The organism is Nocardioides jishulii (assembly GCF_006007965.1).
In the GTDB taxonomy this organism is placed as follows: Bacteria; Actinomycetota; Actinomycetes; order Propionibacteriales; family Nocardioidaceae; genus Nocardioides; species Nocardioides jishulii.
In genome coordinates, this window is record NZ_CP040748.1 from 233,960 (window position 1) to 258,018 (window position 24,059).

A 24,059-nucleotide genomic window follows, 5' to 3' on the forward strand; every position below is an offset into this window, starting at 1 on the left:
ACGTCGAGTTCTGACACACTGCCACCATGTCGGAGAGCACCCCCCGTGATGACGCCGGTGTCGAGCCCGGGACCCGCTCGGCCGAAGCCGCTGCTGCCGAGACGGTGAGCGAGCTTGGCGCAGGCCCCCGCAAGGAGGCCGTGATCGGCCGGGGCATTGCCTGGTCGGCCACGTGGAGCGCCCGCTGGATCCTGATCGCGATCGCCCTGGTGATCCTCGGCGAGATCGTCGGCAAGGCCTGGAGCATCTTGATGCCGGTCGCGCTGGCACTGCTGGTCACGGCCGTGCTCTCCCCGATCGCCGGCTTCTTCGAGCACCGCGCCAAGTTCCCGCCGGCGCTGGCGGCGGCCGCCACCCTGCTCGGTGGCGTGGGTCTGGTGACCTACGGGATCTACCTCATGGCCCCCTCGGTGGCCAACGGCAGCACCACGATCGCCGACGACGCGATCAAGGGCATCGACGAGCTGCAGAAGTGGGTCCGCGACTCCAACCTCTTCAACAAGGAGCAGATCGACGACTTCCTGGCGGCTGCCCAGGACAGGCTGGAGAAGTCGGCCTCGGTGATCGCCGGAGGCGTCCTGACCGGCGTCAGCGCGCTCACCTCCGCCGTGATCAACATGGTCGTCGTCGCCTTCCTGGTCTTCTTCTTCCTCAAGGACGGCCGCCACTTCCGCCCGTGGCTGCGCAAGGTCGCTGGCCCCGGCGTCGGCGCGCACCTCATGGAGGTCTCGAGCCGGGCCTGGGACACCTTGGGCGGCTTCATCCGGACCCAGGCGATGGTCAGTGGCATCGACGCCGTGCTGATCGGCAGCGGCCTGCTCATCATCGGAGTGCCGCTCGCCATCCCGCTGGCGGTGCTCACCTTCTTCGGCGGCTTCGTCCCGATCATCGGAGCCATCACCGCCGGCGCCATCGCCGTCCTGGTGGCCCTCGTCTCCAACGGGCTCACCGGAGCGCTGTGGGTGCTGCTGCTGATCGTGGTCGTGCAGCAGATCGAGGGCAACGTGCTCTCGCCGATGCTCCAGTCCAAGTCGATGAACCTGCACCCCGTCGTCGTGCTCCTCTCGGTCACGCTCGGCAGCTCGCTCTTCGGCATCGCCGGTGCGTTTCTGGCGGTGCCGACGACCGCGGTGGCCGCCGTCTTCTTCCGCTACCTGCTCGAACAGGTCGACCGCACGGTCGCGCTCGGAGGCATCGCACCACCACCGCGGCCGGACGAGGAGGACGAGGAGAAGCACGTCCCGCTGGCGGGCGTCGCGCACAAGGTCGGCTCGATGGTCACGGCCGTACGCTCCCGGCGGGCCGCCCGTCGCCACGGATCCGGCGGAGGCGACGGGGCCTGAGTCCGTCAGGCCGCGCTGGACGCGCCGACCGGGGCGGGTGCCGGGGCGGGGTCGAACTCGTACTCGCCCGTCGTCCGTGACCTCAGGGCGATCGGCAGCAGCAGGGCCGCAGCCACCAGCGAGAGCGCGCCCGAGACCACGACCATTCGCCAGTCGCTGAGCAGTGAGCCCACGAGCGGAGAGCCGGAGCGCGCCAGGCTGACGAGGACGGTCAGGACGGCCATGATCGAGGCGAACTGGAGCGCCCCGAAGCTGCTCGCCACCAGCGACGGCCGCGAGACCATCGTCAGCCCGAAGCCCAGGCCGACCCCGGTCAGGCAGAGCAACGTCAACGGTACGGACACCCCGGCCAGCGGCATGGCCAGCATCCCCACCCCCTGCAGGGCGCAGGCGACCATCGCCAGGACCGGCATCCCGACCCGGGGTGCGAGTGGCATCAGCACCAGGCGTGAGACGACCTGCAGCAGGCCCAGCGCCACCGGCAGGGTGGCGGCCACTCGCAGGCTGTGCCCGACGTCGTGGAAGTAGGCGACCATCAGCAGCGCGAAGGCGGAGTTGGAGCTCGCCTGGGCCAGGAAGGCGGCGGCCAGGATCCAGAAGGTGCCCGAGCGCAGGGCGGGCCCGAGCGTGAGGCCGCGCCGGGTGGTCTGGCGTTGCCGGTGCTCGACGCGCCCCGGCACGACCCACAGGTGGCCGGGCACGGCCACGACGGCGAGGACGCCTGCATACACCAGCAGCGTGGCCCGCCAGCCGAGCTCGACCTCGAGCCAGCCGGTGAGCGGGTAGTAGACGGCCGTGCCGAGGCCGGTGATGGTGCTGGAGACGAGGATCGCGGTGTCACGCTGGCGCGGGGTGGTCGCCATCACGAGCACCGCGGTGCCAGCCTCGGCGGCGGAGAAGGCCATGCAGAGGCCCAGCAGCACGAAGGCGGCGTAGAGCTGGGCCACCGACTGGGCGCTCGCCCACGTCGCGATGCCGATGACGCCGCAGGCCGCGCCCACGACCATCAGGAGCCTTCCGCCGTGACGATCCATGAAGCGGCCGACGGGCACGGCTGCCACCGCGGCGATGAGGGTGGCCAGGGTCAGCGCGCCGATCAACCGGGGTCGGCCGATCCCGAGCTCCGCGGTGACCGGTAGCACCAGGACCGAGAAGGCGGGGAAGGTGACGCCCATGGCGAGGGTCTGGCAGATCGCGCTGACCACCACCAGACGTCTCCAACCGGAGGTGGCGGGCGGTCCGGCGGGAGCGACGGCGGGCACGGAGGCTTCCATGCGCGGAGTCTAGTTAGTTTACCTAAATACTTATGTATAGGTCCGCAGGGTGGTCCGGCTCGGCCTGGGCGGGATCGACAGAGCTCCCGGGCCGCGCAGAGCTCCCGGGCCGCGCAGGTCTCCCGGGCCGCGCAGCGCTCAGCCGAGTCCGCCGTAGCGCGCGGCGCGTACGTCCGAGGCGCCCGGGCCGCGGGCGATGAGGGTCGCCAGCTCCTGCTCGAGCACCGCCCCGACGCGGCGGCAGAACGCCTCCGCCTCGTCGGCCGCGTCGGGTCGCTCGGCCACGATCCGGTCGACCGTGCCGCGGGCGTGCAGGTCCTGGGCGCGTACGTGCTGTGCCCTGGCCATCTCGGGCGCGTGCTCGGTGGTGCGGTGCACGATGGCGCTCGCGCCCTCGGGTGGCAACGGCGAGAGCCAGGCGTGCTCGGCAGCGACCACGCGGTCGGCCGGCAGCAGTGCCAGCGCCCCGCCGCCCGTGCCCTCGCCCAGCATCAGGCAGAGCGTGGGCGCGTCGAGGGTGACCAGCTCGGCCAGGCAGCGGGCGATCTCGCCGGCGAGGCCGCCGTTCTCCGCGTCGGCGCTGAGCGCGGCTCCCTGGGTGTCGATCGCGGTGACCAGTGGCAGCCCCAGCTCGGAGGCGAGCCGCATGCCGCGTCGGGCCTCGCGCAGCGCACCCGGACCCATCGGGTGGTCGGGGGTCTGGCCGCGACGGTCCTGGCCGAGGAAGACGCACGGGGAGTCGCCGAAGCGCACCAGGGCGATGAGCAGGCCGGGGTCGGACTCCCCCTGGCCGGTGCCGTTGAGCGGCACGACGTCGGTGGCGGCGTACTTCAGCAACCGACGTACGCCGGGGCGGTCGGGCCGTCGGGAACGGGTCACCGACTCCCAGGCGTCGATGTCGGCGGCCGGGTCGGCGTCGAGCTCGGGGCTCGTCGTCGGCCGGGTCGCGGGCGCGTCTCCGCCCGCGCCGTCGGTGCCGTCCGGGCCGCGCCGGTCGATGATCTCGAGGGCACGGTGGACGATGTCGCTGATCTGCTCGGGCGGGACCACGGCGTCGACGATGCCGCGGGCGAAGAGGTTCTCCGCGGTCTGCACGCCCTCGGGGAAGGGCTCGCCGTAGAGCGCCTCGTAGACGCGGGGGCCGAGGAAGCCCAGCAGGGCGCCGGGCTCGGCCACGGTGATGTGGCCCAACGAGCCCCACGAGGCCATCACGCCGCCGGTGGTGGGGTGGCGCAGGTAGACGAAGTAGGGGAGTCCGGCCGCCTTGTGGGCGGCGATCGCCTCCGCGATGCGCACCATCTGCACGAAGGCGACGGTGCCCTCCTGCATGCGGGTGCCGCCGGAGACCGGGGCGCCCAGGAGCGGCAGTCCAGCGGCGGTGGCGCGGCGGATCGAACGTACGAGCCGCTCCGACGACGCGGTGCCGAGCGAGCCGGCGAGGAAGGCGAACTCGCTGGCCAGCACGGCGACGCGACGCCCGCGCAGCGTGCCTTCGCCGGTGATCACGGACTCGTCGACGCCGGACTTCTCGGCTGCGGCGGCGAGCTGCTCGGCGTACGCCCCGGTCGCCGCGGAGTGGTCGGGGGCCTCGTCCCACGACTGCCAGGAGTCGTCGTCGAGGACCAGGTCGATCAGGTCGCGGGCCGAGAGGCGAGTCATGCGGTTCAGCGTAGGCGCGGGCGCCGGGGCAGGCCGGTCACGCGGGGCGGGTCGAGGCGAGATGGTGATCACCCTCTCGGGTCGCGGACCGGTGTCTCACCATGCGACCCGGGCTGGCGGAGGTCGCCCCTCACTGTCATTGTCGAGTAAGTCAAGCGACATTGAACAGAAAGCGAGTCCGCCCAGGTCTCGTCGTCCGGAAGGAAGTCCCATGCTCCTGCACTCGCTGCCTCCTCGCCACCCGTCCGTGCGTACGCGGCCCCGCCTCGCCGTCCGCCTCGCTGCGGCCATCGGCGCGCTCGCGCTGGGTGCCACCCTCGCGGCCTGCGGCTCCAGCGGCGCGGAGACCACGGAGGACGGGAAGACCGTGATTCGCTACCAGTCCTCGGCCGGGGCGGTGACGGTTCCCGAGATCGCGGCCGCGCTCGGCTACCTCGACGACATCGAGCTGAAGCTCGTCGGGGAGACCACGGGCGGGCCGGAGAGCCTGCGGGCCCTGGCCACCGACCAGATCGACATTGCCAGCGCCTTCCAGGGGGCCATCGCCAAGGTTGTCTCCACCGGGGCGCCGGTCAAGGCCGTGGCCGCCTCGTACGGCTCCGTCGGCGAGGTGCGGCAGTCCGTGGTCGTCCGCGACGACGGCAGTGTCAAGAAGGCCAAGGACCTCATTGGCAAGAAGGTCGCGCTCAACACCCTCGGGGCCAACTGGGAGGCCGTGCTCGACACTTACCTGGCCGACTCCGGGCTCACTCCGGCGGAGATCGACCGGGTGACCCTGGTGCCGCTGCCCGCCAACGTGCTCGAGGCGTCCCTGCGCGAGAAGCAGATCGACGCTGCCTTCGTGAGCGGCCCTGCGCTGGAGATCGCCCGGGAGCGCCCGGGGTTGAAGGTGCTGACGACCGACCTCGATGTCGTGGGCCCCTACACGGGTGGTTCCTTCGCGCTGCACGAGAAGTTCATCGCCGAGAACCCGGAGGCGGCCAAGGAGCTCGTCGCCGGGATCACCAGGGCGATCGAGTGGACGCAGACGCACACGGTCGAGGAGGTGCGTGAGTTCGTCATCGACTTCCTGACCGAGCAGGGCCGCGACGACGCGGTGCAGACGATCCAGTTCTGGCACGGCACCGGCATCCCGACGGCCGGCGGGTGGCTGCGCGACGAGGACTTCTCGATCTGGCTCGACTGGCTCGAGGCGTCAGGCGAGGTGGACAAGGGGTCCGTGAAGGTCGAGGACGTCTACACCAACGACCTCAACCCGTACGCCGACGATGCGGCGTTCATCGACGGCTACCGGTCGGACCCGGCCGAGGCAGAGGGCGCCGCCGACGAGTGAGGTCTGGGACGGGGGGACGACACGCTGTCTGGATGCTGAACTTAAGTCCAGTAATCCAATTAAGTTAAGTAACGTCATGCACTACAGGACCCGTGCCCCCGTCCTGGCCGCCCGTCGCGGTCTGCCCTGTCGAAAGGATCTCCATGCCTTCCCTCTCCCTGCACAGCCGCGTGGTTGCCGTCGCCACCTCCCTGCTCCTCGGCGCCGCCCTGAGCGCCTGCGGTGGAGCCGGCGGCGCCGCGACCAACGCTGACGGTGACACCGTCATCCGCTACCAGTCCTACGTCGGCATGCTCAACGTGATGGAGCTGGCCGACGCGCTCGGCTACCTCGACGAGGCCGACATCGAGCTCGATCGGGTCGGCGACGTGCAGGGCGGGCCAGAGGGCCTGCGGGCGCTGACCACCGACCAGGTGGACGTGGCCGGCGCGTTCCAGGGAGCCATCGCCAAGGTGGTCTCCACCGGCGCCCCGATCACCGCGGTGCTCGCCTACTACGGCTCCCACGATGACGTGAACTTCTCCTTCGTCGTCCGCCAGGGCGACGACATCGAGGGCCCGCGTGACCTCATCGGCAAGAAGGTCGCCGTCAACACCCTCGGTGCGAACGCCGAGGCCGTGCTCGACACCTACCTGGCCGAAGGAGGGCTCACCGAGAAGGAGATCGCCCAGGTGACCCTCGTCCCGCTGCCCGGCACCGTCTCGGAGGCCTCGCTGCGCAAGAAGCAGGTCGACGCGGCGTTCATGTCCGGCAGCGCGAGGGACTACGCCCTCCAGCGCCCGGGCCTGGACGTCCTCTTCAGCGACGTCGAGGTGGTCGGCCCCTACAACGGCGGTGGCCTCGCCCTGCACGACCGCTTCATCCAGGAGAACCCGGGGGCCGTCGGCGACCTGGTGGGCGCTCTCGCCAAGGCCGTGGTCTGGAGCCAGGACCACTCGGTCGAGGAGGTCCGCGACCTGATCGGCGACTACCTCGAGGAGGACGGTCGCGGCGACCAGAAGGAGGCCCTGGGCCTGTGGCGCGGCACCGGAGTCTCCACCGAGGGCGGCGTGCTGCGCGACGAGGACTTCTCGCTCTGGCTCGACTGGCTCGTCGCGGCGGGCGAGATCAAGAAGGGCTCCGTCGAGGTCGACGACATCTACACCAACGAGTTCAACCCCTACGCCAAGGAGAAGTGAGATGAGCAGCAGGATCGAGCTGTCCGGCGTCCGGCAGACCTTCCAGGTCCGCAGCGACACCGACAAGCAGCTGCACGAGTTCGTCGCCCTCGAGGACGTCGACCTGACCATCGAGGCGGGGGAGTTCATCACCCTCGTCGGGCCCTCGGGGTGCGGCAAGTCGACCGTGCTCGACCTGGTCGCGGGCCTCACCCGCCCGACTGCCGGACGGCTGACCGCGGACGGCGTGGAGATCACCAAGCCCGGCCTCGACCGCAGCGTGGTCTTCCAGCAGTACACGTTGCTGCCGTGGCGCACCGCCGTCGGCAACGTCGAGTTCGCGCTGGAGGCCAAGGGCGGGCTCTCGCGCTCCGAGCGTCGGGAGCGGGCCCTGGAGGTCCTCGACCTGGTCGGGCTCACCGACTTCGCCGACCGGCACCCGCACGAGCTCTCGGGCGGCATGAAGCAGCGTGTCGCCATCGCGCGCTCACTCTCGTACGACCCCCAGGTCCTGCTCATGGACGAGCCCTTCGGTGCGCTCGACGCCCAGACCCGCGAGCGCCTCCAGGAGGAGCTGATCGGCATCTGGAAGCGCCTCGGCACCACCATCGTCTTCATCACCCACGACATCGACGAGGCCGTCTTCCTCGGCCAGCGCGTCGCCGTGATGAGTGCGCGACCCGGCCGCATCAAGGCGCTGGTCGACATCCAGCTCGACCGCTCCGGCGGCGCCGACGTCGACATCCGCTCGACGCCGCAGTTCGCCCACTACCGCCACGAGATCTGGACGTTGCTGCGTCAGGCCAACCGTCGCAGCAGCACCCCCGAGGGAGTGACCCAAGTTGCCTAGCCTGCTCAAGGAACGCGCCGAGCCGAAGCTCAATCCGCGTCAGGAGGCCTCCGCGGGGGTCACGCACGTCTCGCGATATCGCCGCAACGCCGCCCGTGGGGGACGCGGTGTCGTCGGGGTGCTGCTGCTCGCCGTCGTGTGGGAGGTGGCGCCGCGTCTGGAGATCGTGCCGTCGTACGTCGTCTTCCCGCTCTCCGACGTCCTCGTGGCGTGGTGGGAGCTCTTCACGAGCGGCCGCATCTGGGGGCACCTCGAGGCGAGCCTCGTACGCTCGGTCATCGGCTTCGGCCTGGCGGTCGCCACCGCGATCCCGCTGGGCACGGCCATCGCCTGGTACCCGCCGGTCCGCGAGCTGCTCTCACCCGTGCTCGAGATCTTCCGCAACACCGCGGCGCTGGCGATCCTGCCGGTCTTCGTCCTGGTCTTCGGCATCGGTGAGACGTCGAAGGTCGCCATCGTGCTCTTCGCCTGCTTCTTCCCGATCCTGCTCTCCACGATCAGCGGTGTCGCCACCGTCGACCCGCAGCTGCTGCGCTCGGCCAGGGTGCTCGGCCTCTCCCCGGTCACGACCTTCCGCAAGGTGGTCTTCCCGGCAGCGGTGCCCCAGATCTTCACCGGCATCCGGATGGCCGGCGCCGCAGCGATCCTCGTGCTCATCGCCGCCGAGATGATCGGCGCCACCGCCGGGGTCGGCTTCCTCATCACCTACAGCCAGAACAACTTCCTCTACCCGCAGATGTACGCGGCGATCCTCACCACGACGGCGCTGGGCCTGATCGTCAACGGCTCGCTGGTGGCGCTGGAGAAGCGCCTCTCCCGCTGGCGCGTCTGAGCGTCGTCACGCCACCCCCGCCACCCCGCCCTGCCACCGCACAGGAGTTCCCGCATGCCACGACAGCTCGTCCTCAACGCCTTCATCCACGACGTCGGCCACCACGAGGTGGCCTGGCGCCTGCCCGAGACCCGCACCGACGTGCAGCGCGACGTCACCTACTTCCAGGACATCGCGCGGACCGCGGAGCGCGGCAAGCTCGACTCGGTCTTCTTCGCCGACAGCCCCTCGACCTTCGGCAGCACGGTCGCCCGCCGTCCGTCGGAGATCCTCGAGCCGGCCCTCCTGCTCAGCGCGATGGCCGTGGTCACCGAGCGCATCGGACTCATCGCGACCTCGTCGACGACCTACGAGGAGCCCTACAACCTGGCGCGCACCTTCGCCTCGCTCGACGCGATCAGCAAGGGCCGCGCGGGGTGGAACGTGGTCACCTCCGCCGACCTCACCGCCGGCGCCAACTTCGGCTACACCGAGCCGCTGGGTCACGCCGAGCGCTACGCCCGCGCCGAGGAGTTCCTCGAGGTGGTCCTGGGGCTGTGGGGCGGCTGGGAGGACGGCCACCGCATCGCCGACAAGGCCAACGGCGTCTTCCACGACCCCGCCAAGGTCCACGCGCTGGACCACGTGGGCGAGCACTTCCGGGTCAAGGGGCCGCTCAACGTCGGACGCAGCGAGCAGGGGCACCCGGTGGTCGTGCAGGCGGGCTCGTCGGTGCCCGGCATCGCCCTCGCGGCGAAGTACGCCGAGGCCGTCTTCACCGCGCAGCCGACGCTGGAGGAGGGGCAGGCCTTCTACGCCGAGCTCAAGGCGGCCACCCGCAAGGCGGGCCGCAACCCGGACCACGTCAAGATCCTGCCCGGCCTGGTACCGATCGTCGGCTCCACGGTCGAGGAGGCGCGTGCGATCGAGAAGAGCCTCGACGACCTGGTCGTGCTGGAGCGCCCCCTGGCCGCCCTCGCCGAGCAGATCGGGGTCCCCGCGGACCAGATCGACCTCGACGCGCCGCTCCCGACCGACATCCGACCGGCGTCGGAGATCGAGGGCAACCGCACCCGCTACGAGCTCATCGTGGCGCTGGCCCGTCGCGAGGACCTGACCGTGCGCCAGCTCCTGCTGCGCCTCGGCGGCGGTCGCGGCCACCGGACGTACGTCGGCACCCCCGAGCAGGTCGCCGACACGATCCAGGAGTGGTTCACCTCCGGCGCGGCCGACGGCTTCAACATCATGCCGGCGATCTACCCCTCGGGGTTGGAGACCTTCGTCGACCACGTGGTCCCGGTCCTGCAGGACCGCGGCCTCTTCCGCCGGGACTACGCCGGCACCACGCTGCGCGACCACTACGGCCTGCCCGTGCCCGCCCCGCTGGGGGCTGCGTCCGGGGCCGGGGTGGGCGCGTCGTCCGGCGGCGCTGCCGCCACCACCGAGAGGACCGCCTGACATGCCGAAGCCCACCCGCCACCTCGCCCTCAACGCGTTCCTGATGAGCGCCGGCCACCACGAGGCCGCGTGGCGCTCCAACGCCACCGAGCCCGACGACTACCTCTCCCTCGAGCACGTCGTCGAGCTCGCCCGGACCGCCGAGCGGGGCCTGCTCGACTCCATCTTCTTCGCCGACGTCCCGGTGCTCGGCCACCCCGACCGTCGCCCCTCGGAGTCGCTCGACCCGACGGTGAAGCTGGCCGCCATCGCGGCCGCGACGTCGCGCATCGGCCTGATCGGCACCGCCTCCACCACCGTCGAGGAGCCCTACAACCTGGCTCGTCGCTTCGCCTCGCTCGACCGGCTGAGCAAGGGCCGGGCGGGGTGGAACGTGGTCACCACCGCCACCGACGCGGTCGGCGCCAACTACGGCATCACCGAGTGGCCGGGCCACGAGGAGCGCTACCGCCGCGCCGACGAGTTCGTCGACGTCACCCTGAAGCTGTGGAACTCCTGGCGTCCCGACGCGGTCGTCGGCGACCGCGCCGAGGGAGTCTGGGCAGACCCGTCGCGGGTGCAGCCGATCCACCACCGCGGAGAGTTCTTCGACGTCGCCGGCCCGCTCACGGTCGGTCGGAGCCCGCAGGGCCACCCGGTGGTCGTGCAGGCCGGGTCCTCCGGCCCCGGCATTGCGCTCGCTGCGAAGTACGCCGAGGCCATCTTCACCGCGCAGCGCACGATCGAGGACGGCCGGTCCTTCTACGCCGAGCTCAAGGCCGCCACCCGCAGGGCCGGGCGCAACCCCGACCACATCAAGATCCTCCCGGGCATCGTGACCGTCCTGGGCGGCACCGAGGCGGAGGCGACGGCCAGGGCCGACGCGCTCGACGACCTGATCGTGCTGCGCCACCCGCACGAGCAGCTGGCCCACCAGACCGGGCTGGCGGTCGACCAGCTGCCGCTCGACGAGCCGCTGCCGGCAGCGGTGCGGGCGCCCGACGACAACACCGGCAGCCGCTACGCGCTCACCCTGGAGCTGGCGCGCCGGGAGGACCTCACCGTGCGCCAGCTGCTGCGCCGCCTCGGCGGCGGCCGCGGCCACCGGGTCTTCGCGGGCACGCCGGAGCAGGTCGCCGACACCATCGAGCTGTGGTTCACCACCGGTGCCTCCGACGGCTTCAACGTCATGCCGGCCACGCTGCCCGACACGCTGGAGGACTTCGTCGACCACGTCGTGCCGATCCTCCAGCAGCGCGGGCTCTTCCGCACCGCGTACGAGGGCTCCACGCTGCGCGAGCACTACGGACTCCCGGTGCCGGGGGAGGGCGCCCTGGCCGGCGTCTCCCGCGCGGGCTGAGCCCGCCTGACGTGGTCCGGGCGGGCCGTCCCACTCCCGTCGGTCGGCCCGACCGCGGCCCGGTCCGTTCCAGCGCGACCGGGCAGTCTCCGTGGCCGTGGTGCCGCCCCACCTGAGGCGGCACCACGGTTGGTGACAGCCCGGGGGCCGGTGGGGCCGGAATCACGCCCGGCATCGGGGCCGCGAAGGCGTGCCGTGCCGTCGGTGCGGACTAGCCTGAGCAGGTGCTGCTCCGCAACGTCCGCCCCGTCCCGCTCCTGCCGGGCAGGCAGCCGGTCGCCGACCCCGTCGACCTCGATCTTCCCGGCGTCGGGGAGCCCGCTCAGGTCCTCGACGCCGACGGCGCCTGGGCGGTGCCGGGCCTGTGGGACGCCCACGTCCACCTCGGTCAGTGGACTCTCGTGCAGTCGCGGCTCGACACCTCCGCCGCCGACTCCGTGGAGGACGTCCTGGCCGCCGTGCGCAGTCGGCTCACCCAGCGGCTCGGGCACCCCGTGATCGGCTTCGGCCACCGCCCGACTGCCTGGCCGACGGGGCCCACCACCGCCGCCCTCGACGCGGTCACCGACACCCCCGTGGTCCTGGTCGCGGGCGACGCCCACCACGGGTGGCTCAACTCCTCGGCCCAGCGCATCCTGGGCCTGCCGCTGCGCGACGAGGTGGTCTCCGAGGACGAGTGGTTCGCCGTCTACGCCCGCCTCGGTGACGTCTTCGGTTCCGAGCGAGTCGCGCCGGGTGACTACGCCGCCACGCTGGGCCGGGCCGCCGCGCTCGGTGTCACCGGCGTCGTCGACTTCGAGTTCGGCGAGGGCCCGGGTGCCTGGATCGATCGCTGGTCGGCGGGCGCCGACCTGCTGCGGGTGCGCACCGCGACCTACGCCAGTGGCCTCGCCGACGTGCTGGCCGAGGGGTGGAGGACGGGCGACGTGCTCGACCGCGGCGGCCGGCTCATGGTCGGGCCGCTGAAGATCATCAGCGACGGCTCCCTCAACACCGGCACCGCCTGGTGCTGCGAGCCCTACGCCGGCGCCCCCGCGCTCCCCTACGGCGAGCCCAACCTGGAGGCCGACGAGCTGCAGGACCTCCTGGCGAGGGCCCATGCCGGAGGGTTGGAGGCCGCGGTGCACGCGATCGGCGACCGGGCGGTCGAGGCCGCGCTGGACGCCTTCGCCGCCACCGGCGCGCGGGGCTCCGTCGAGCACGCCCAGCTGGTGCGCCGCGACGACGTACGACGCATGCGTGCCCTCGGCGTGCGCGCCAGCGTCCAGCCCGCGCACCTGCTCGACGACCGGGACCCGACCGAGCAGCAGTGGCCGGGTCGCGGCGGGCGCTGCTTCGCGCTGCGGTGGATGCGCGACGCCGGGGTGCAGCTGGCCTTCGGCTCCGACGCCCCGGTCTCCCCCCTCGACCCCTGGCTGGCGATGGCGGCTGCGGTGCACCGCAGCGCCGACGAGCGCGAGGGGTGGCACCCCGAGCAGTCGCTCACGGCGACCGAGGCGCTGGCGGCGAGCGTCGACGGCGTAGGCGACCTGGCGACCGCCCGCGACGTGGTCCTGCTGGGCGACGACCCGCTGCGCTTCGACACCGGCCCCGAGGCAGCGGCCCACCTGCGGTCGATGCGCGGCCAGGTGCTCGCGACGTACGTGGATGGTCGGGGCGTGTACGTGGCCTAGCGCCCTCGGCAGGAAATTCCTTCCGAGGCGAGGGCGGCCCACGCTCACCCCACTCGATCGGGCGGGGAGTTTCCTTCCGGGGCGCGGCTCAGCCCAGCGCGATCGTCGCGCGGCGTACGAAGTCGGGCTCGTCGAGCAGGTCGCCGTAGGCCTCGCGCAGCTGGCCCATCCGGTAGCGGACGGTCTGGGGGTGCACGAAGAGGGTCGCCGCCACCGCGTCGCGCCGGCCTTGGTGCAGCAGCCAGGCGCGCAGGGTCTCGACCAGCTTGTCGCGGGTCGACTCGCTCATCTCGGCGAGCGGGGCGAGCACCTGCTCGCGCAGGTCGCCCAACGCCTCGGGGTCGGCCGTGACCACGAGGTCGGCGAGGTGCGCCTCGGTGTCCAGCGTCGCCGAGCGCGACTCCCGCTCCAGCTCGAGCGCCCGCCGGGTTCTTTCGTAGGAGGAGCGCACCTCCAGCCACGGTCGGGTCGACCCCACCACGGCGGCATGACCCTGCACGGCGCGCAGCAGCACGCTCCGGTGGGCGTCGGGCACCAGGAGCACCGAGTGCACGGACCGGCCCGCCGGGTCGTCGACCAGCAGTGAGCTGGGGGCGATCAGGCCGAGCAGCACCGAGCCCTGCGCCTCGGGGACGAGCACGGCGGTCAGCGTCTCGGGGGGCTCCCACTGCGCGCGGGCGGCGAGCGCCTCCACCGCCTCGGGCGACCGGCCCTCGAGCAGGGCGCGGCCGAGCTGGTCGAGCAACCGCTGGCGCGCGCGGCCCGACTCGTTGGTCTCGTCGCGGTGGCCGGTCGCCGACTGGTCGGAGAGCTGGTCCATGTAGGCGAAGACGAGCTCGGCGTAGGCGGCCACCGTCGCCGAGTCGACGCCCGCCCTGACCAGGCCCACGGCCATCTGGCGCCACGACACCCGCGAGCCCACACGGTAGGCAGCCAGCAGCGCCTCCATCGAGCGTCCGGAGCGCGCCTCGCCGCGCCCCAGCTGGTAGGCGCCCTCCATCGAGGCCGCTGCTGGCCGGTCGCTGCGGCGGTCGCCGCGGGCACCCAGCTGGACGAAGCCGCCGAGGGCGAGCACGACCGCGTCGCGGATCACCTGGCCCATCGGCCCGCTGAGGGCGTTGGCGTAGGTGGGCACCTCGGCGATGATCGCCGCGACCGCCGCGTCGGCGACCTGGGGGAGCTGCGAGGTCAGCTGCTCGACCAACCCGGGCGGCAGCGACAGCCGGGGCTCCTCGGGGTAGCGAGCCATCGGGTCGGGGGTGCCCGCGGCGGACGTCTCGTTCACGGGCGCACCCTCGTGCGGGACGGGGCTCCGTGGAAGGCGATGAGCATCGTCGCGGCTCTCCTTGGTCGTCGGTGGCTCGTTCCACCGTGCTGCTGGGGCTGAATCTGGGCCATTTTGTTCGATAGGGACAATTATCGCCAGTAGGTTCACTAGTTGTGGTCAGGAATCTAGTCCCTTGGGCGGTGCAGCATAGGGGCATGACCTCGACGATGGATCGCCCCGGCCGCTTGCGCGACCGTGCCATCCGCCTGGTGGAGGCCGCGACCACGCCGTTGCTGCCTGCTGACTACCTGGACCTCTTCGCCCCCCTGCGCTCCGGCGCCGAGCTCCGCGGCCGCATCGTCGGCGTGGAGCCGGAGACCGCCGACGCCGCGACCATCCTGATCAAGCCCGGTGCCGACTGGGCCGGTCACCAGCCGGGCCAGTACACGCGCATCGGCATCGACGTCGACGGCGTACGCCAGTGGCGCGCCTACTCGCTGACCCACGGTCCGCGCAACGACGGCCTGATCTCGATCACCGTCAAGGCGGTGCCCGACGGCGTCGTGAGCCACCACCTGGTGCACCACTGCCCGGTCGGCAGCATCGTCCACCTCGAGCAGGCGGCCGGCGAGTTCGTGCTGCCCGACCCCAACGGCGGCAAGTTCTTGATGGTGACGGCCGGTTCCGGCGTCACCCCGGTGATCGGGATGCTGCGCAACCTCTTCCCGGTGGCCGACTCGGGTGCGGTGCACCTGGAGCGCAGCAAGGGCTTCGACATCGTGGTCGTGCACGTCGCGCCCAGCGAGCCCGACTCGATCTTCCTGCGCGACCTCAAGGCGCTCGACGCGGCTGGCCTGATCCAGCTCGTCGCCCGCTACGACGACGTGCACGGTGTGCTCGACGTCAACGCGCTCGGCGAGCTCGTCCCTGACCTGCACGCGCGTACGACGCTCGCCTGCGGCCCCGCCGGTCTGCTCGACGCGCTCACCGAGCACCACGAGCGCGCCGGCGTGCCCCTGGTGATCGAGCAGTTCCGCACCAGCCGCGTGGAGCCCGGTGAGGGCGGCACGCTCCACTTCGCGAAGAGCGAGAAGGAGCTCGTCGTCGACGGCGCCACGCCCATCCTCGACGCGGCCGAGGAGGCCGGGATGCTGATGCGTTCCGGCTGCCGCATGGGGCTGTGCATGGGCTGCCTCATCCCGATGACCGAGGGCACCGTGCGCGACCTGCGCAACGGCGAGCTCACCACTGCCATCCCCGGCGAGTCCGGGACCGTCAAGGTCCAGACCTGCATCAAGGCCGCCGCCGGGCCCTGCCACTTCGATCACTGATCGCCGAAGGAGAGACACGATGACCACCATCCAGAAGAAGGCCAACAACCCGATCGCGCACCTGAGCAAGGAGCAGATCGCGGAGCTGGGTCGTGAGCTCGACGCGATCCGTCAGGAGATCGTCGACTCCCGCGGCGCCGACGACGCGGCGTACATCCGCAAGGTCATCAAGACGCAGCGCTACCTCGAGATGGGGTCGCGCGGCGTGCTGCTCTTCTCCATCTTCCCGCCTGCCTGGGTGCTCGGCACCGTGGGCCTGAGCGTCTCCAAGATCCTCGAGAACATGGAGATCGGCCACAACATCCTCCACGGCCAGTGGGACTGGATGCGCGACCCGAAGATCCACTCCTCGACCTGGGAGTGGGACAACGTCACCCCGTCGGACGCGTGGAAGCACAGCCACAACGAGGTGCACCACACCTACACGAACATCGTGGGCAAGGACAACGACCTCGGCTACGGCATCATGCGCGTCGACGAGGACCAGAAGTGGTACCCGATGTACATCGCGCAGCCGGCGTGGAACTTCATCAACGCCTGCTTCTTCCAGTACGGCATCGCTGCCTACGACCTCGAGCTCGGCAAGAACCTCTCCCGCCCGAAGGAGAAGCGTCCCGCCGACTTCGACGACCAGGTGAAGAAGGTCCTGGTCAAGATCCGCAAGCACATGACGCGTGACTACGTGATCCACCCGGTGCTGTCGATCCCCACGGGTTCCTTCGTGCCGACGATCGCTGCCAACCTGGTCGCCAACTGGGCCCGCAACATGTGGAGCCACTCGGTCATCATGTGCGGCCACTTCCCCGAGGGCGTCGAGACCTTCGAGCGCGAGATGCTCGACGAGGACGAGACCCGGGGCGACTGGTACATCCGCCAGATGCTCGGCTCGGCCAACATCTCCGGCTCGAAGCTGATGCACATCATGACCGGCAACCTGTCGCACCAGATCGAGCACCACCTCTTCCCGGACCTGCCCTCCAACCGCTACGCCGAGGCTGCGGTCAAGGTGAAGGCGGTCTTCGACAAGTACGAGCTCAACTACCTCGAGCGCCCGCTGGTCCCGCAGATCTACTCGGCGTGGCACAAGGTCGTCCGCCTGAGCTTCCCCAACGGCTGGCTCGAGACCACCACCGTCAAGAACCTGCCCAAGCAGGTCGGCGTGCTGGCCAAGATGGTGACCGGTGGCCGCAAGACCCGCCGCGCCCTCCAGCGCCAGCTGGACGACCAGGCCCGCCGCAGGGCCGTCAAGGTCGAGAAGGCCGAGGTCGTCGAGGCGGCCTGACGCAGGCGCGTACGTACGCAGCACGGAAGGTTCGAGTCACCGGGTGGCTCGGACCTTCCGTCGTTCCTGGGTGCTGTTCTGGTCGTTGTGCCACCGTGGGGCGCCGGCCACGCGTCGTACTCGCACACCAGCGTGTGGTCGAAGAAGGTCGCACGCCGGTAGCCGACCCGGCGACGCGTCACTCCCGCGACCCCGTGAGTATGGTCTGCAGCACAGTCAGCACGAGGAGTGAGGAACGCGATGAGCGAGACCAACCAGCGGGACGCCGAGGGCACGGGGCGTACGCCGCGACGTGCGAGCCCGGTGGCCAGCATCGCGATGCTGCTGGTCGCTGGCATCGTCTGGTTCTTCCTGCACAACCTGACCGATCTGCACGTCGTCGTGGAGCTGCTCGTCGCGGCCGTCGCCGGTGGCATCGCGGGCTTCGTGGTGCAGGAGATCGCCGGCCGGCGTCGCGGCCAGGTCTGACGGGGTTGCCACACCTCGCTCGAGGACGACCTATCCTCGACGCATGCGTACAGCCCCCAGCTCCGTCCTTCTCCTCCACGTGACCATCGGGTCGCACGGCGGAGCGCACTGACGTGGGTTGGGTGCTCGTCGCCCTCGCGGCGCTGCTGTGGGGCGCGATCGGTCCGGTCACGATCGTGGTGGTGGCCGCGTTGCTGCTCATCCCCCGGGTGAGGAACCGCGTCCCGCGACCCCGCTTCTCCTGGCGTGGCGCCGGCATCGGTGTCCTCGTGGCCAGCGTCGCCACGGCCGTGCTGGTCGCGCTGCCCGACGGCCTGCTGCCGGTCCCGGGCAACGGCGGCCTGCTGGTGACCCCGGGGTACGACGGGCGACAGGTCTCCGCGAAGCCGCTCGACGTCGACGAGCCGTCGCAGCACCCGTGGTTGGCCGACTCGCAGACCGACCGTCCCGGCCCGCTCGGTGACGACCCCGAGACCGACACGGCCTGGTACGGCCTCGAGAGCTGCCGCAGCATGCAGTTCGCCTCCAACGGCCGACTCGTCGCGATCTGCCACGACCGCCGTGGTCCGCAGCTCCACGTGCTCGACGCCGACTCGATGCGGCCCCTCGCCACCAAGCGGCTGCCCGGCACGGCGGCGACCGACGACGCGGTGCGCGCGGACGCCTGCTCCGGTGCCCGCTTCTACCTCGACAACGGCGACCGCGCCGTGCTGGCGACCACCGACGGCCGCATCCAGGCGATCGGCACCGCCGATGCCGACGGCCAGCCCGACCTCACCGTCGACCAGACGTGGAACCTCGTCAAGCTCATCGGCAAGGACGACTGCCTGGTGCGAGCGATGGCCGACTGGTCGGGCCGCATCTGGTGGGTCAGCTACCAGGGCCGAGTCGGCATGCTCGACACGGTCGCCGGTGGCGCCAAGGTGCTCGACCTCGAGGAGCAGATCACCCAGCCCTTCAGCGTCGACGAGTCGGGCGTCTTCGTCACCACCGACCACGCCCTCTACCGCGTCGTCGTCGACGAGCGCGGCGAGGCCAAGGTGTCGTGGCGCACGGCGTACGACCGTGGCGTGGAGGTGAAGTCCGGCCAGATCACCCAGGGCACCGGCTCCGGGCCGGCGCTCGTCGACGACAACCTCGTCGCGATCGCCGACAACGCCGAACCCCGCATGCACGTCGCCTTCCACGACCGCTCCACCGGCGCGGAGGTGTGCAAGTCCGCGGTCTTCGACGGCGGTGAGAGCGCGACCGAGACCTCCTTGGTCTCCGTGGGCTCGGGCGTCATCGTGACCAACGACCACGACCGCCGCTCGGTCGCCTCGACCCTCATGGGCTTCACCCCGACCGGCGGTGTCGCCCGCGTCGACCACCAGGAGGCCAAGTGCCGCGTGGTGTGGAGCCACCCCGTGGCCGCGGTCAGCACCCGGCCGGTGGTCTCGTGGGCGACCGGCCTCGTCTACGCGATGACGAAGCGGCCCTCGGCCTGGGGCGTCTCGGCGTGGTACCTCACTGCGCTCGACGTGCGCGACGGCGAGCACGCCTTCTCCGTACGTACGGGCACCGGGGTGCTGCACACCCCTCGGCTCAGTTTCGTGGCCCTGGGGCCTGACGGTGCGGCGTACGTCGGACACCGGAGCGGCCTGGTACGGGTGCGCGACGCGGAGCGCGCCAAGACGTGACGCGCTCCGCCGCCGCAGCGTGGCCGGTGGTGCTCAGAACTTCTTCGTGTGGAGCGTCAGGGTCCGGCCCTTGTGCCGGGAGACCGAGAGCAGACTGACGCGCGACTTGCTGTCGCTGGCGAACTTGAAGGTGCCGTTGTTGTTGAGGCCGACGCGCACCCAGGTGCCGTTCTTCAGCCAGGCGACGCCGTTGCGACCGGCCCGGTAGGAGACCACAGGATTGCCGTTGGCCGTCATGTGCACGCTGGGGGTGAAGACCGAGAAGTAGTTGCCCGCCCTGGGGTGCACGCCGCGCACGTCCCAGGCAGCGCCGGGCTTCGCCTGGATGCCGGCGGTCACCGTGACCCACTCGGGCTTGGCCTCGGGGGAGTAGCCGAGCCCGATCATCGCGACCTTGCCGGAGTTGTTGCCGTCGATGTCCCAGGTGTTGCCCCTGCGGCTCTGCTTCGGCGTCACGGTGCGGGCACCCCACACCCCGTTGAGGCGACGCACCGTGTACCAGGTCTCGGACCACCCCGAGTCGTATCGCGAGTCCATGAACGAGACGGTGATGTTGCCGTTGTCCGTGGCGGTGTGCGACGAGTTCATGATCAAGTTGTTGGCGGTGGCGACGACCTTCTGCGTCCTCGCTCCCTTGCTGTTCATCGTCACGGCGCGCAGGCGACCGCCGAGAGTGGTGCCTCCCCGCTCCACCCACGTGGCGGTGACCAGGCCGCCGGTGCTCACGGAGGCGTCGCCACCCTCGTCGGGCGTCCACGCCGCGTCACGGGTGTAGGGCAGCCGGGTCCAGCCCTTGCGGCCCTTCCAGTTGACGAAGTGCACCGGATGTCCCCACGCGTTGGGGTCTGACCCGTTCCACCACACGACAGTGTGGCCGTTGGGGGAGGTGTGGAGCTCCACGTTCGACGGCGTGGGCGCGGTGGCGGTGATCCACCGCTTCGAGACCTTGCCGCGCGGCGTGACCTTGGCGACCATCACCCCGGTGCGCCACGTCTTCTTGACCCGCTTCGCCGCCGTCCACGCGATGACCGCCTGACCACTGCGATCCATCGAGACAGCGACCTGGCCGGAGACGCCTCCGCCGCCGACCTGCTTGCTCCAGCCGTGGAGGCGCACGGGCTTGCTCCACTTGCCGCGCGCGGTGACGCGGCGGAACCACGGTCGTACGCCCTTGCTCCCGATCTCGCTCCAGGCCACGACGCCGGCGCCCTTGCCGTTGCGGGCGATGTCGTAGGACTGGAAGCCGTTCTTGGCGCTCACCACGGCCTTGGGCCGTGACCAGCCCTTCACCTTGGGCAACGCGGTGGCGCGGGGGTCCTCGATCCGGACCGCGTCACGCTGCTCCTGGAGCTGGGCCACCGGAGGAACGGTGTCCTTCCAGCCGGGACGCGAGCTGCGGTCGAAGGAGTCGTCGGCGGAGGCGGGAGCCAGCGGCACCAGCAGCGCGAGCGCCACGGCGGCCACGCCGGTGGCGGCCCGAGGTCGCCGGTGGGCGATGGGACGTGGGTGGGCAGAGCCCGAGAGTGTGGTCGGCATGGCAGGCATTGTGTCGTACCGGAGGCATGAGCAAGGGCCGATCAGGACGGTTCATGCGCCATCTCGTCGTCCGACGGGTCAGTGTGGATACCGGAGCCCGACGGTGCGCTCGCTCAGCTCCCAGAGCTCGTGCTGCGCGGCCTCGTCGCGGGCGAGGTCGGAGGGGCGTACGACCGTGGGCAGCCCCCGGGTTTCGCCGCGGCCGCTGGGGCCGCAGTAGGTCGATCCGGGCAGGTCGGCGACGCAGGCCATCAGGAGGGGCCAGGCGCCGTGGGCGGCCGGCTGGGCCACCGCCTTGTGCACGGCGTCGACGATCGAGGCGGCCCCGCCGGAGGGTCGTCCGAATCGGCCGTTGGCGAAGAGCGGGGTCGCGGAGTAGCCCGGGTGGGCAGCCAGGGCCTTCACCGGCAGCCCCGCACTCCGGAGCCGCCGGTCGAGCTCGTAGGTGAAGAGCAGGTTGGCCAGCTTCGACTGCCCGTAGGCCTGGAGTCGGTTCCGTGGCGGCGGGGTCGTGCGGGGTTCCCCGAGCGGAGCGGTGCGGGCGGCGCGGTGGGCCTGGGAGCTCACGGTGACGACGCGGCCGTCCCCCGAGGCGACCAGCTGGGGAAGCAGGAGGCCGGTCAGCAGGAACGGCCCGAAGTGGTTGGTCGCCATCTGCAGGTCGAGACCTTCAACGGTGCGGTGGGGCTGCGACGCCATGACCCCGGCGTTGTTGACCAGCCCGTGCAGTGGCCCGAAGTGTTCGGCCTCGTGGGCGGCGCGGCGTACGGCCTCGAGCGAGGCCAGGTCGAGCAGCAGCTCGTCGAGGTCGGCGTCGGGCACCTCGGCGCGTACGAGGTCGACCGTGGCGGAGAGGCGTCGGGCGTTGCGGCCCGCCATGACGACCCGGGCGCCGGCCGCGGCGAGGTCGCGCACGACGTACTGCCCGATGCCGCCGGGGCTGGTGCCCGTGACCAGGTAGGTGCGACCTGTCAGGTCGGGGATCGCCGCCGGGTGCCAGGTCGTCGCACCGCTCACGGCGTCACGGCCATGGTGGCGAGGACGCGCTGCGCCACCTCCTCGTCGCCTCCCACGCCGACCGTCACCTGGTCGACGGGACGACGTCCACCGGCCAGTAGCGCGAACGACTCACGGCTGAAGGTCAGGGTCACGTCGGCGTCGTCGGGCACCTCGGTGAGCCCCTCGCCGCGCCCCGCGTCGGTGACCTGCCAGGCGCGCGGTGCGTGGCCGTCGATCTCGACGCGCAGCGTGGTGCCGGGCGTGGCCTGGGCGCGCTTGCCGAGGACGAGGCCGAGGGTGTCGGAGAGGTGGTCGACGGTGTGCTGGGCGCCCGGGGAGTCGAAGGTGCCCGGACGGCCGGTCGCGCGGCGGATGTCCTGCTCGTGCATCCACAGGTCGATGGGCCGGTTGGTCCACAACGTGCGGTTGGTCCAGCCGACCGCCCCGAACGGTCCGAGAGCCGGGGCGTCCGCGACCGGCGTGGTGTCGGCGAGGATCGCGGTGTGGGTCGCGGTCGCCGACTCGCGGATCTCGTTGACCAGGTCGTCGGTCGAGTGGCCCCGCCGGGAGACGATGCCCTGCTCGGTGAACTGCCCCATCGGGTTGCGGACGTGGGGGACCTCGCCCAGCTCGACGTGCTCGTGGCGACCGCCGGAGAGGACGTGCTCCAGGTGGGCGGTGTGTGCGGCGACGTCGCGCACGCTCCAGCCGGGAAGGTCGGTCGGGGCCGACCACTCCTCCTCGGTCAGCTCCTCCAACAGGTGGGTGAAGTCGTCGATCGAGCTCCACCACAGGTCGACGTACGGCGTCAGGTCGGTCATGCGGACACCCTAGGGGTGGGCGCCGACGCGGGACAGGTCCGCGGCCCGGAAGCGGCGACGGCCGTCGGTCAAACCCGTTAGCCTCGCCCCGTCGCGCTGGACGGCGTGGATCGAGGGGGAGTCGATGACCGTTCGTCATCTGTACGTCGCAGTGGTGCTGTCCGTGGTCGCGTTGCTGGCGCCGGTGGGCGCCGGTGCGGTCGTGGCTGCCGAGCCCGCGACCGCGAGCGTCGCCGGAAAGGTCGTGCTCCCGGAGGGCGTGGACGCCACGACGGTCACGATCTCCATCGCACGGCGCGACGAGGCGACGGGCATGCTGCTGCGCCACGCGCTGGCGTCCCTGACCGCCGAAGGGACCTACGCGTTCCCCGGGCTCACCGCAGGTGAGTACAGGCTCTTCGTGAGGCAGCCAGCCGGCACCATCGCCAACGGCGCCACACGTGTCGTCACGCTGGTCGATGGCGAGGAACGGACGGGCGTGGACTTCGACGTCCCCCTGGGAGCGGCGTTGTCGGGCACGGTGGCGGCCCCCGCGGGGATCGACCTCCGTCACCTCTCGGTGTCGATCCATGTCGTGGGTCCCGGTGGTGCGGTCGGTGACGCGAGAGCCACCGCGGACGTGACGTCCGACGGCACCTGGTCGCTGACGCAGCAGTTCCCCGGCACGTACCGCATCTCCGTCGCGCACCGTGACGATGCCACCTGGCCTGCCTTCCTCGGCGGCTCGGGGCTGGCCAACGCCCGCAACATGGTCGTGACCGCCGGCGGTGCGGTGGCCGGTCTGGACCTGACGGTGAAGCGCTCCGGTGCGCTGGTCGGTCGCGTCGACCTCTCCTCGATCCCTGAGGAGGAGTCGCGTCGCTGCGTCACCGTGACGGTGTACGCCCCGGGCGTGAAGGGGGGCTGGGTCAGGGCCAAGGAGGCCAAGGTCGCGGAGGACGGGTCCTACGCCGTGCGCGGTCTCCACACCGGCTCCTACCGCCTCGGCTTTGCGGACTCGTGCGTTGTCTTCGGTCCGCGCGTGACGGCTGCGACTCAGTTCTATCCCGACGCCCTGGCGGTTGACGTGGCGGCCAGCCTCAAGGTCTCCGACGGCGCCGATCGTGTGGTGCCCTCGTTCAAGCTGGCTCCAGCCGGTCATCTCGCGGGGAGCCTGTACGTCTCCGAGCTCGGTGCGAAGAGCCCTGCCTCGGGGCGCCTCGTCACCCTTTACCGCAAGGACAGCCAAGGGGCTCTGCATCTCGCCGAGACCCGCACCGACAAGACCGGCAGCTACCGCTTCGACTTCATCCCCGCTGGTGAGTACGTCGTCGGTTTCGCCCGAGGTGACAAGCGGCTTCGTGAGGTCTACCACCCGTCCGCGCTGACGTTGGCGAAGGCTCGCACCGTCACCGTGCCCGTCGGCCCGCGTTACGACCCGCTCTCGCTCGGGACCACCGTCACCTGGCGCCGCGACGCCAAGGTGGTCATGACCTACGCGCCATACGTCTACGGAAAGGCTCGCGTCGGTCGTGCCCTGCGGATCGACCACGCGAGCTACGCCCAGGGCGCCGAGGTCACCGTCCGTCACCAGTGGCAGCTGCGCCGCCACGGCAAGGTCCGCAACATCACCGGCGCCACCGCGAAGCGGCTCGCGTTGAAGCCTCGGCACGCCGGCGCGCGAGTACGGCTCCGCATCATCGCGACTGCGCGCGGGCACGAGCGTCACGTGCACCGGACGAAGTGGTCGGCGCCGGTGCGTCGCTGAGTCCCCTGAGTCACGTGGGGAGGCACGACCAC

The 24,059-nt window shown here is 71.4% G+C and carries 19 protein-coding genes; 13 read left to right on the forward strand and 6 right to left on the reverse strand.

Annotated elements, in window-relative coordinates; all coding sequences use genetic code 11:
- The first annotated feature begins 26 nt into the window (after positions 1–26).
- The gene (locus FCL41_RS01040) at positions 27–1,343 is read left to right on the forward strand and encodes an AI-2E family transporter (RefSeq protein WP_137064379.1); all 1,317 of its coding nucleotides are present in this window, start codon (positions 27–29) and stop codon (positions 1,341–1,343) included.
- Between the two features lie 5 nt (positions 1,344–1,348).
- Here FCL41_RS01040 and FCL41_RS01045 read toward each other — a convergent pair whose 3' ends face one another.
- Together FCL41_RS01045 and FCL41_RS01050 are read right to left on the reverse strand one after the other, a co-directional pair.
- Positions 1,349–2,617, reverse strand: coding sequence for an MFS transporter (locus FCL41_RS01045; protein WP_137064378.1), 1,269 nt, complete (start codon positions 2,615–2,617; stop codon positions 1,349–1,351).
- Positions 2,618–2,755: 138 nt separating this feature from the next.
- A complete protein-coding gene (locus FCL41_RS01050) occupies positions 2,756–4,276 on the reverse strand; it encodes a carboxyl transferase domain-containing protein (RefSeq protein WP_137064377.1) in 1,521 nt (506 codons plus the stop codon).
- 211 nt (positions 4,277–4,487) lie between these two features.
- Between FCL41_RS01050 and FCL41_RS01055 the strand changes: the two genes are divergently transcribed.
- The 7 genes from FCL41_RS01055 (at position 4,488) to FCL41_RS01085 (ending at position 12,897) form a co-directional block, all read left to right on the forward strand.
- Entirely contained in the window at positions 4,488–5,609 is a 1,122-nt protein-coding gene (locus tag FCL41_RS01055; RefSeq protein ID WP_170970138.1) for an ABC transporter substrate-binding protein, read from the forward strand.
- 143 nt (positions 5,610–5,752) lie between these two features.
- Complete coding sequence (locus tag FCL41_RS01060; RefSeq protein ID WP_137064375.1) at positions 5,753–6,787, forward strand: ABC transporter substrate-binding protein; 1,035 nt, start codon at positions 5,753–5,755, stop codon at positions 6,785–6,787.
- A 1-nt stretch (position 6,788) separates the two neighbouring features.
- Complete coding sequence (locus FCL41_RS01065; protein ID WP_137064374.1) at positions 6,789–7,616, forward strand: ABC transporter ATP-binding protein; 828 nt, start codon at positions 6,789–6,791, stop codon at positions 7,614–7,616.
- Positions 7,609–8,448, forward strand: coding sequence for an ABC transporter permease (locus FCL41_RS01070; RefSeq protein ID WP_137064373.1), 840 nt, complete (start codon positions 7,609–7,611; stop codon positions 8,446–8,448). The genes FCL41_RS01065 and FCL41_RS01070 overlap by 8 nt, the downstream gene beginning before the upstream one ends.
- A gap of 54 nt (positions 8,449–8,502) precedes the next feature.
- Positions 8,503–9,885: an LLM class flavin-dependent oxidoreductase gene (locus tag FCL41_RS01075; RefSeq protein ID WP_137064372.1), complete on the forward strand. Its 1,383-nt coding sequence runs from the start codon at positions 8,503–8,505 to the stop codon at positions 9,883–9,885.
- Position 9,886: 1 nt separating this feature from the next.
- Complete coding sequence (locus tag FCL41_RS01080) at positions 9,887–11,224, forward strand: LLM class flavin-dependent oxidoreductase (protein ID WP_137064371.1); 1,338 nt, start codon at positions 9,887–9,889, stop codon at positions 11,222–11,224.
- Between the two features lie 224 nt (positions 11,225–11,448).
- Positions 11,449–12,897, forward strand: a complete 1,449-nt coding sequence (locus FCL41_RS01085; RefSeq protein WP_137064370.1) for an amidohydrolase — start codon at positions 11,449–11,451, stop codon at positions 12,895–12,897.
- 88 nt (positions 12,898–12,985) lie between these two features.
- Here FCL41_RS01085 and FCL41_RS01090 read toward each other — a convergent pair whose 3' ends face one another.
- A complete protein-coding gene (locus FCL41_RS01090; protein WP_239021716.1) occupies positions 12,986–14,182 on the reverse strand; it encodes a PucR family transcriptional regulator in 1,197 nt (398 codons plus the stop codon).
- 197 nt (positions 14,183–14,379) lie between these two features.
- Between FCL41_RS01090 and FCL41_RS01095 the strand changes: the two genes are divergently transcribed.
- From FCL41_RS01095 to FCL41_RS01110, 4 genes are all read left to right on the forward strand, one after another.
- On the forward strand, positions 14,380–15,495 hold the full coding sequence (locus FCL41_RS01095) for a ferredoxin reductase (RefSeq protein WP_137064369.1): 1,116 nt from the start codon (positions 14,380–14,382) through the stop codon (positions 15,493–15,495).
- A 19-nt stretch (positions 15,496–15,514) separates the two neighbouring features.
- Positions 15,515–16,777 (forward strand): fatty acid desaturase family protein, encoded by a 1,263-nt coding sequence (locus FCL41_RS01100; protein WP_137064368.1) that lies wholly within the window; start codon positions 15,515–15,517, stop codon positions 16,775–16,777.
- A gap of 240 nt (positions 16,778–17,017) precedes the next feature.
- Positions 17,018–17,245, forward strand: a complete 228-nt coding sequence (locus FCL41_RS01105) for a hypothetical protein (protein WP_137064367.1) — start codon at positions 17,018–17,020, stop codon at positions 17,243–17,245.
- 113 nt (positions 17,246–17,358) lie between these two features.
- The gene (locus tag FCL41_RS01110; protein ID WP_137064366.1) at positions 17,359–18,924 is read left to right on the forward strand and encodes a PQQ-binding-like beta-propeller repeat protein; all 1,566 of its coding nucleotides are present in this window, start codon (positions 17,359–17,361) and stop codon (positions 18,922–18,924) included.
- 33 nt (positions 18,925–18,957) lie between these two features.
- Here the strand turns inward: FCL41_RS01110 and FCL41_RS01115 are convergent, their stop codons facing one another.
- From FCL41_RS01115 to FCL41_RS01125, 3 genes are all read right to left on the reverse strand, one after another.
- Positions 18,958–20,460 carry a hypothetical protein gene (locus tag FCL41_RS01115; RefSeq protein ID WP_137064365.1) on the reverse strand — a complete coding sequence of 501 codons (1,503 nt, stop codon included), beginning with the start codon at positions 20,458–20,460 and terminating at the stop codon, positions 18,958–18,960.
- Positions 20,461–20,538: 78 nt separating this feature from the next.
- A complete protein-coding gene (locus FCL41_RS01120; RefSeq protein ID WP_137064364.1) occupies positions 20,539–21,477 on the reverse strand; it encodes an SDR family NAD(P)-dependent oxidoreductase in 939 nt (312 codons plus the stop codon).
- Positions 21,474–22,280: a maleylpyruvate isomerase family mycothiol-dependent enzyme gene (locus FCL41_RS01125; RefSeq protein WP_137064363.1), complete on the reverse strand. Its 807-nt coding sequence runs from the start codon at positions 22,278–22,280 to the stop codon at positions 21,474–21,476. The genes FCL41_RS01120 and FCL41_RS01125 overlap by 4 nt, the downstream gene beginning before the upstream one ends.
- 124 nt (positions 22,281–22,404) lie before the next feature.
- On the opposite strand from FCL41_RS01125, the gene FCL41_RS01130 reads away from it, so the two are divergent.
- Positions 22,405–24,027, forward strand: coding sequence for a hypothetical protein (locus FCL41_RS01130; RefSeq protein ID WP_137064362.1), 1,623 nt, complete (start codon positions 22,405–22,407; stop codon positions 24,025–24,027).
- Positions 24,028–24,059: the final 32 nt, after the last annotated feature.

Coding starts and splice junctions, on each gene's coding strand:
- FCL41_RS01040 (WP_137064379.1), top strand. CDS start 27: ATGTCGGAGAGCACCCCCCGTGATGACGCCGGTGTCGAGCCCGGGACC.
- FCL41_RS01045 (WP_137064378.1), bottom strand. CDS start 2,617: ATGGAAGCCTCCGTGCCCGCCGTCGCTCCCGCCGGACCGCCCGCCACC.
- FCL41_RS01050 (WP_137064377.1), bottom strand. CDS start 4,276: ATGACTCGCCTCTCGGCCCGCGACCTGATCGACCTGGTCCTCGACGAC.
- FCL41_RS01055 (WP_170970138.1), top strand. CDS start 4,488: ATGCTCCTGCACTCGCTGCCTCCTCGCCACCCGTCCGTGCGTACGCGG.
- FCL41_RS01060 (WP_137064375.1), top strand. CDS start 5,753: ATGCCTTCCCTCTCCCTGCACAGCCGCGTGGTTGCCGTCGCCACCTCC.
- FCL41_RS01065 (WP_137064374.1), top strand. CDS start 6,789: ATGAGCAGCAGGATCGAGCTGTCCGGCGTCCGGCAGACCTTCCAGGTC.
- FCL41_RS01075 (WP_137064372.1), top strand. CDS start 8,503: ATGCCACGACAGCTCGTCCTCAACGCCTTCATCCACGACGTCGGCCAC.
- FCL41_RS01080 (WP_137064371.1), top strand. CDS start 9,887: ATGCCGAAGCCCACCCGCCACCTCGCCCTCAACGCGTTCCTGATGAGC.
- FCL41_RS01095 (WP_137064369.1), top strand. CDS start 14,380: ATGACCTCGACGATGGATCGCCCCGGCCGCTTGCGCGACCGTGCCATC.
- FCL41_RS01100 (WP_137064368.1), top strand. CDS start 15,515: ATGACCACCATCCAGAAGAAGGCCAACAACCCGATCGCGCACCTGAGC.
- FCL41_RS01105 (WP_137064367.1), top strand. CDS start 17,018: ATGAGCGAGACCAACCAGCGGGACGCCGAGGGCACGGGGCGTACGCCG.
- FCL41_RS01115 (WP_137064365.1), bottom strand. CDS start 20,460: ATGCCGACCACACTCTCGGGCTCTGCCCACCCACGTCCCATCGCCCAC.
- FCL41_RS01125 (WP_137064363.1), bottom strand. CDS start 22,280: ATGACCGACCTGACGCCGTACGTCGACCTGTGGTGGAGCTCGATCGAC.
- FCL41_RS01130 (WP_137064362.1), top strand. CDS start 22,405: ATGACCGTTCGTCATCTGTACGTCGCAGTGGTGCTGTCCGTGGTCGCG.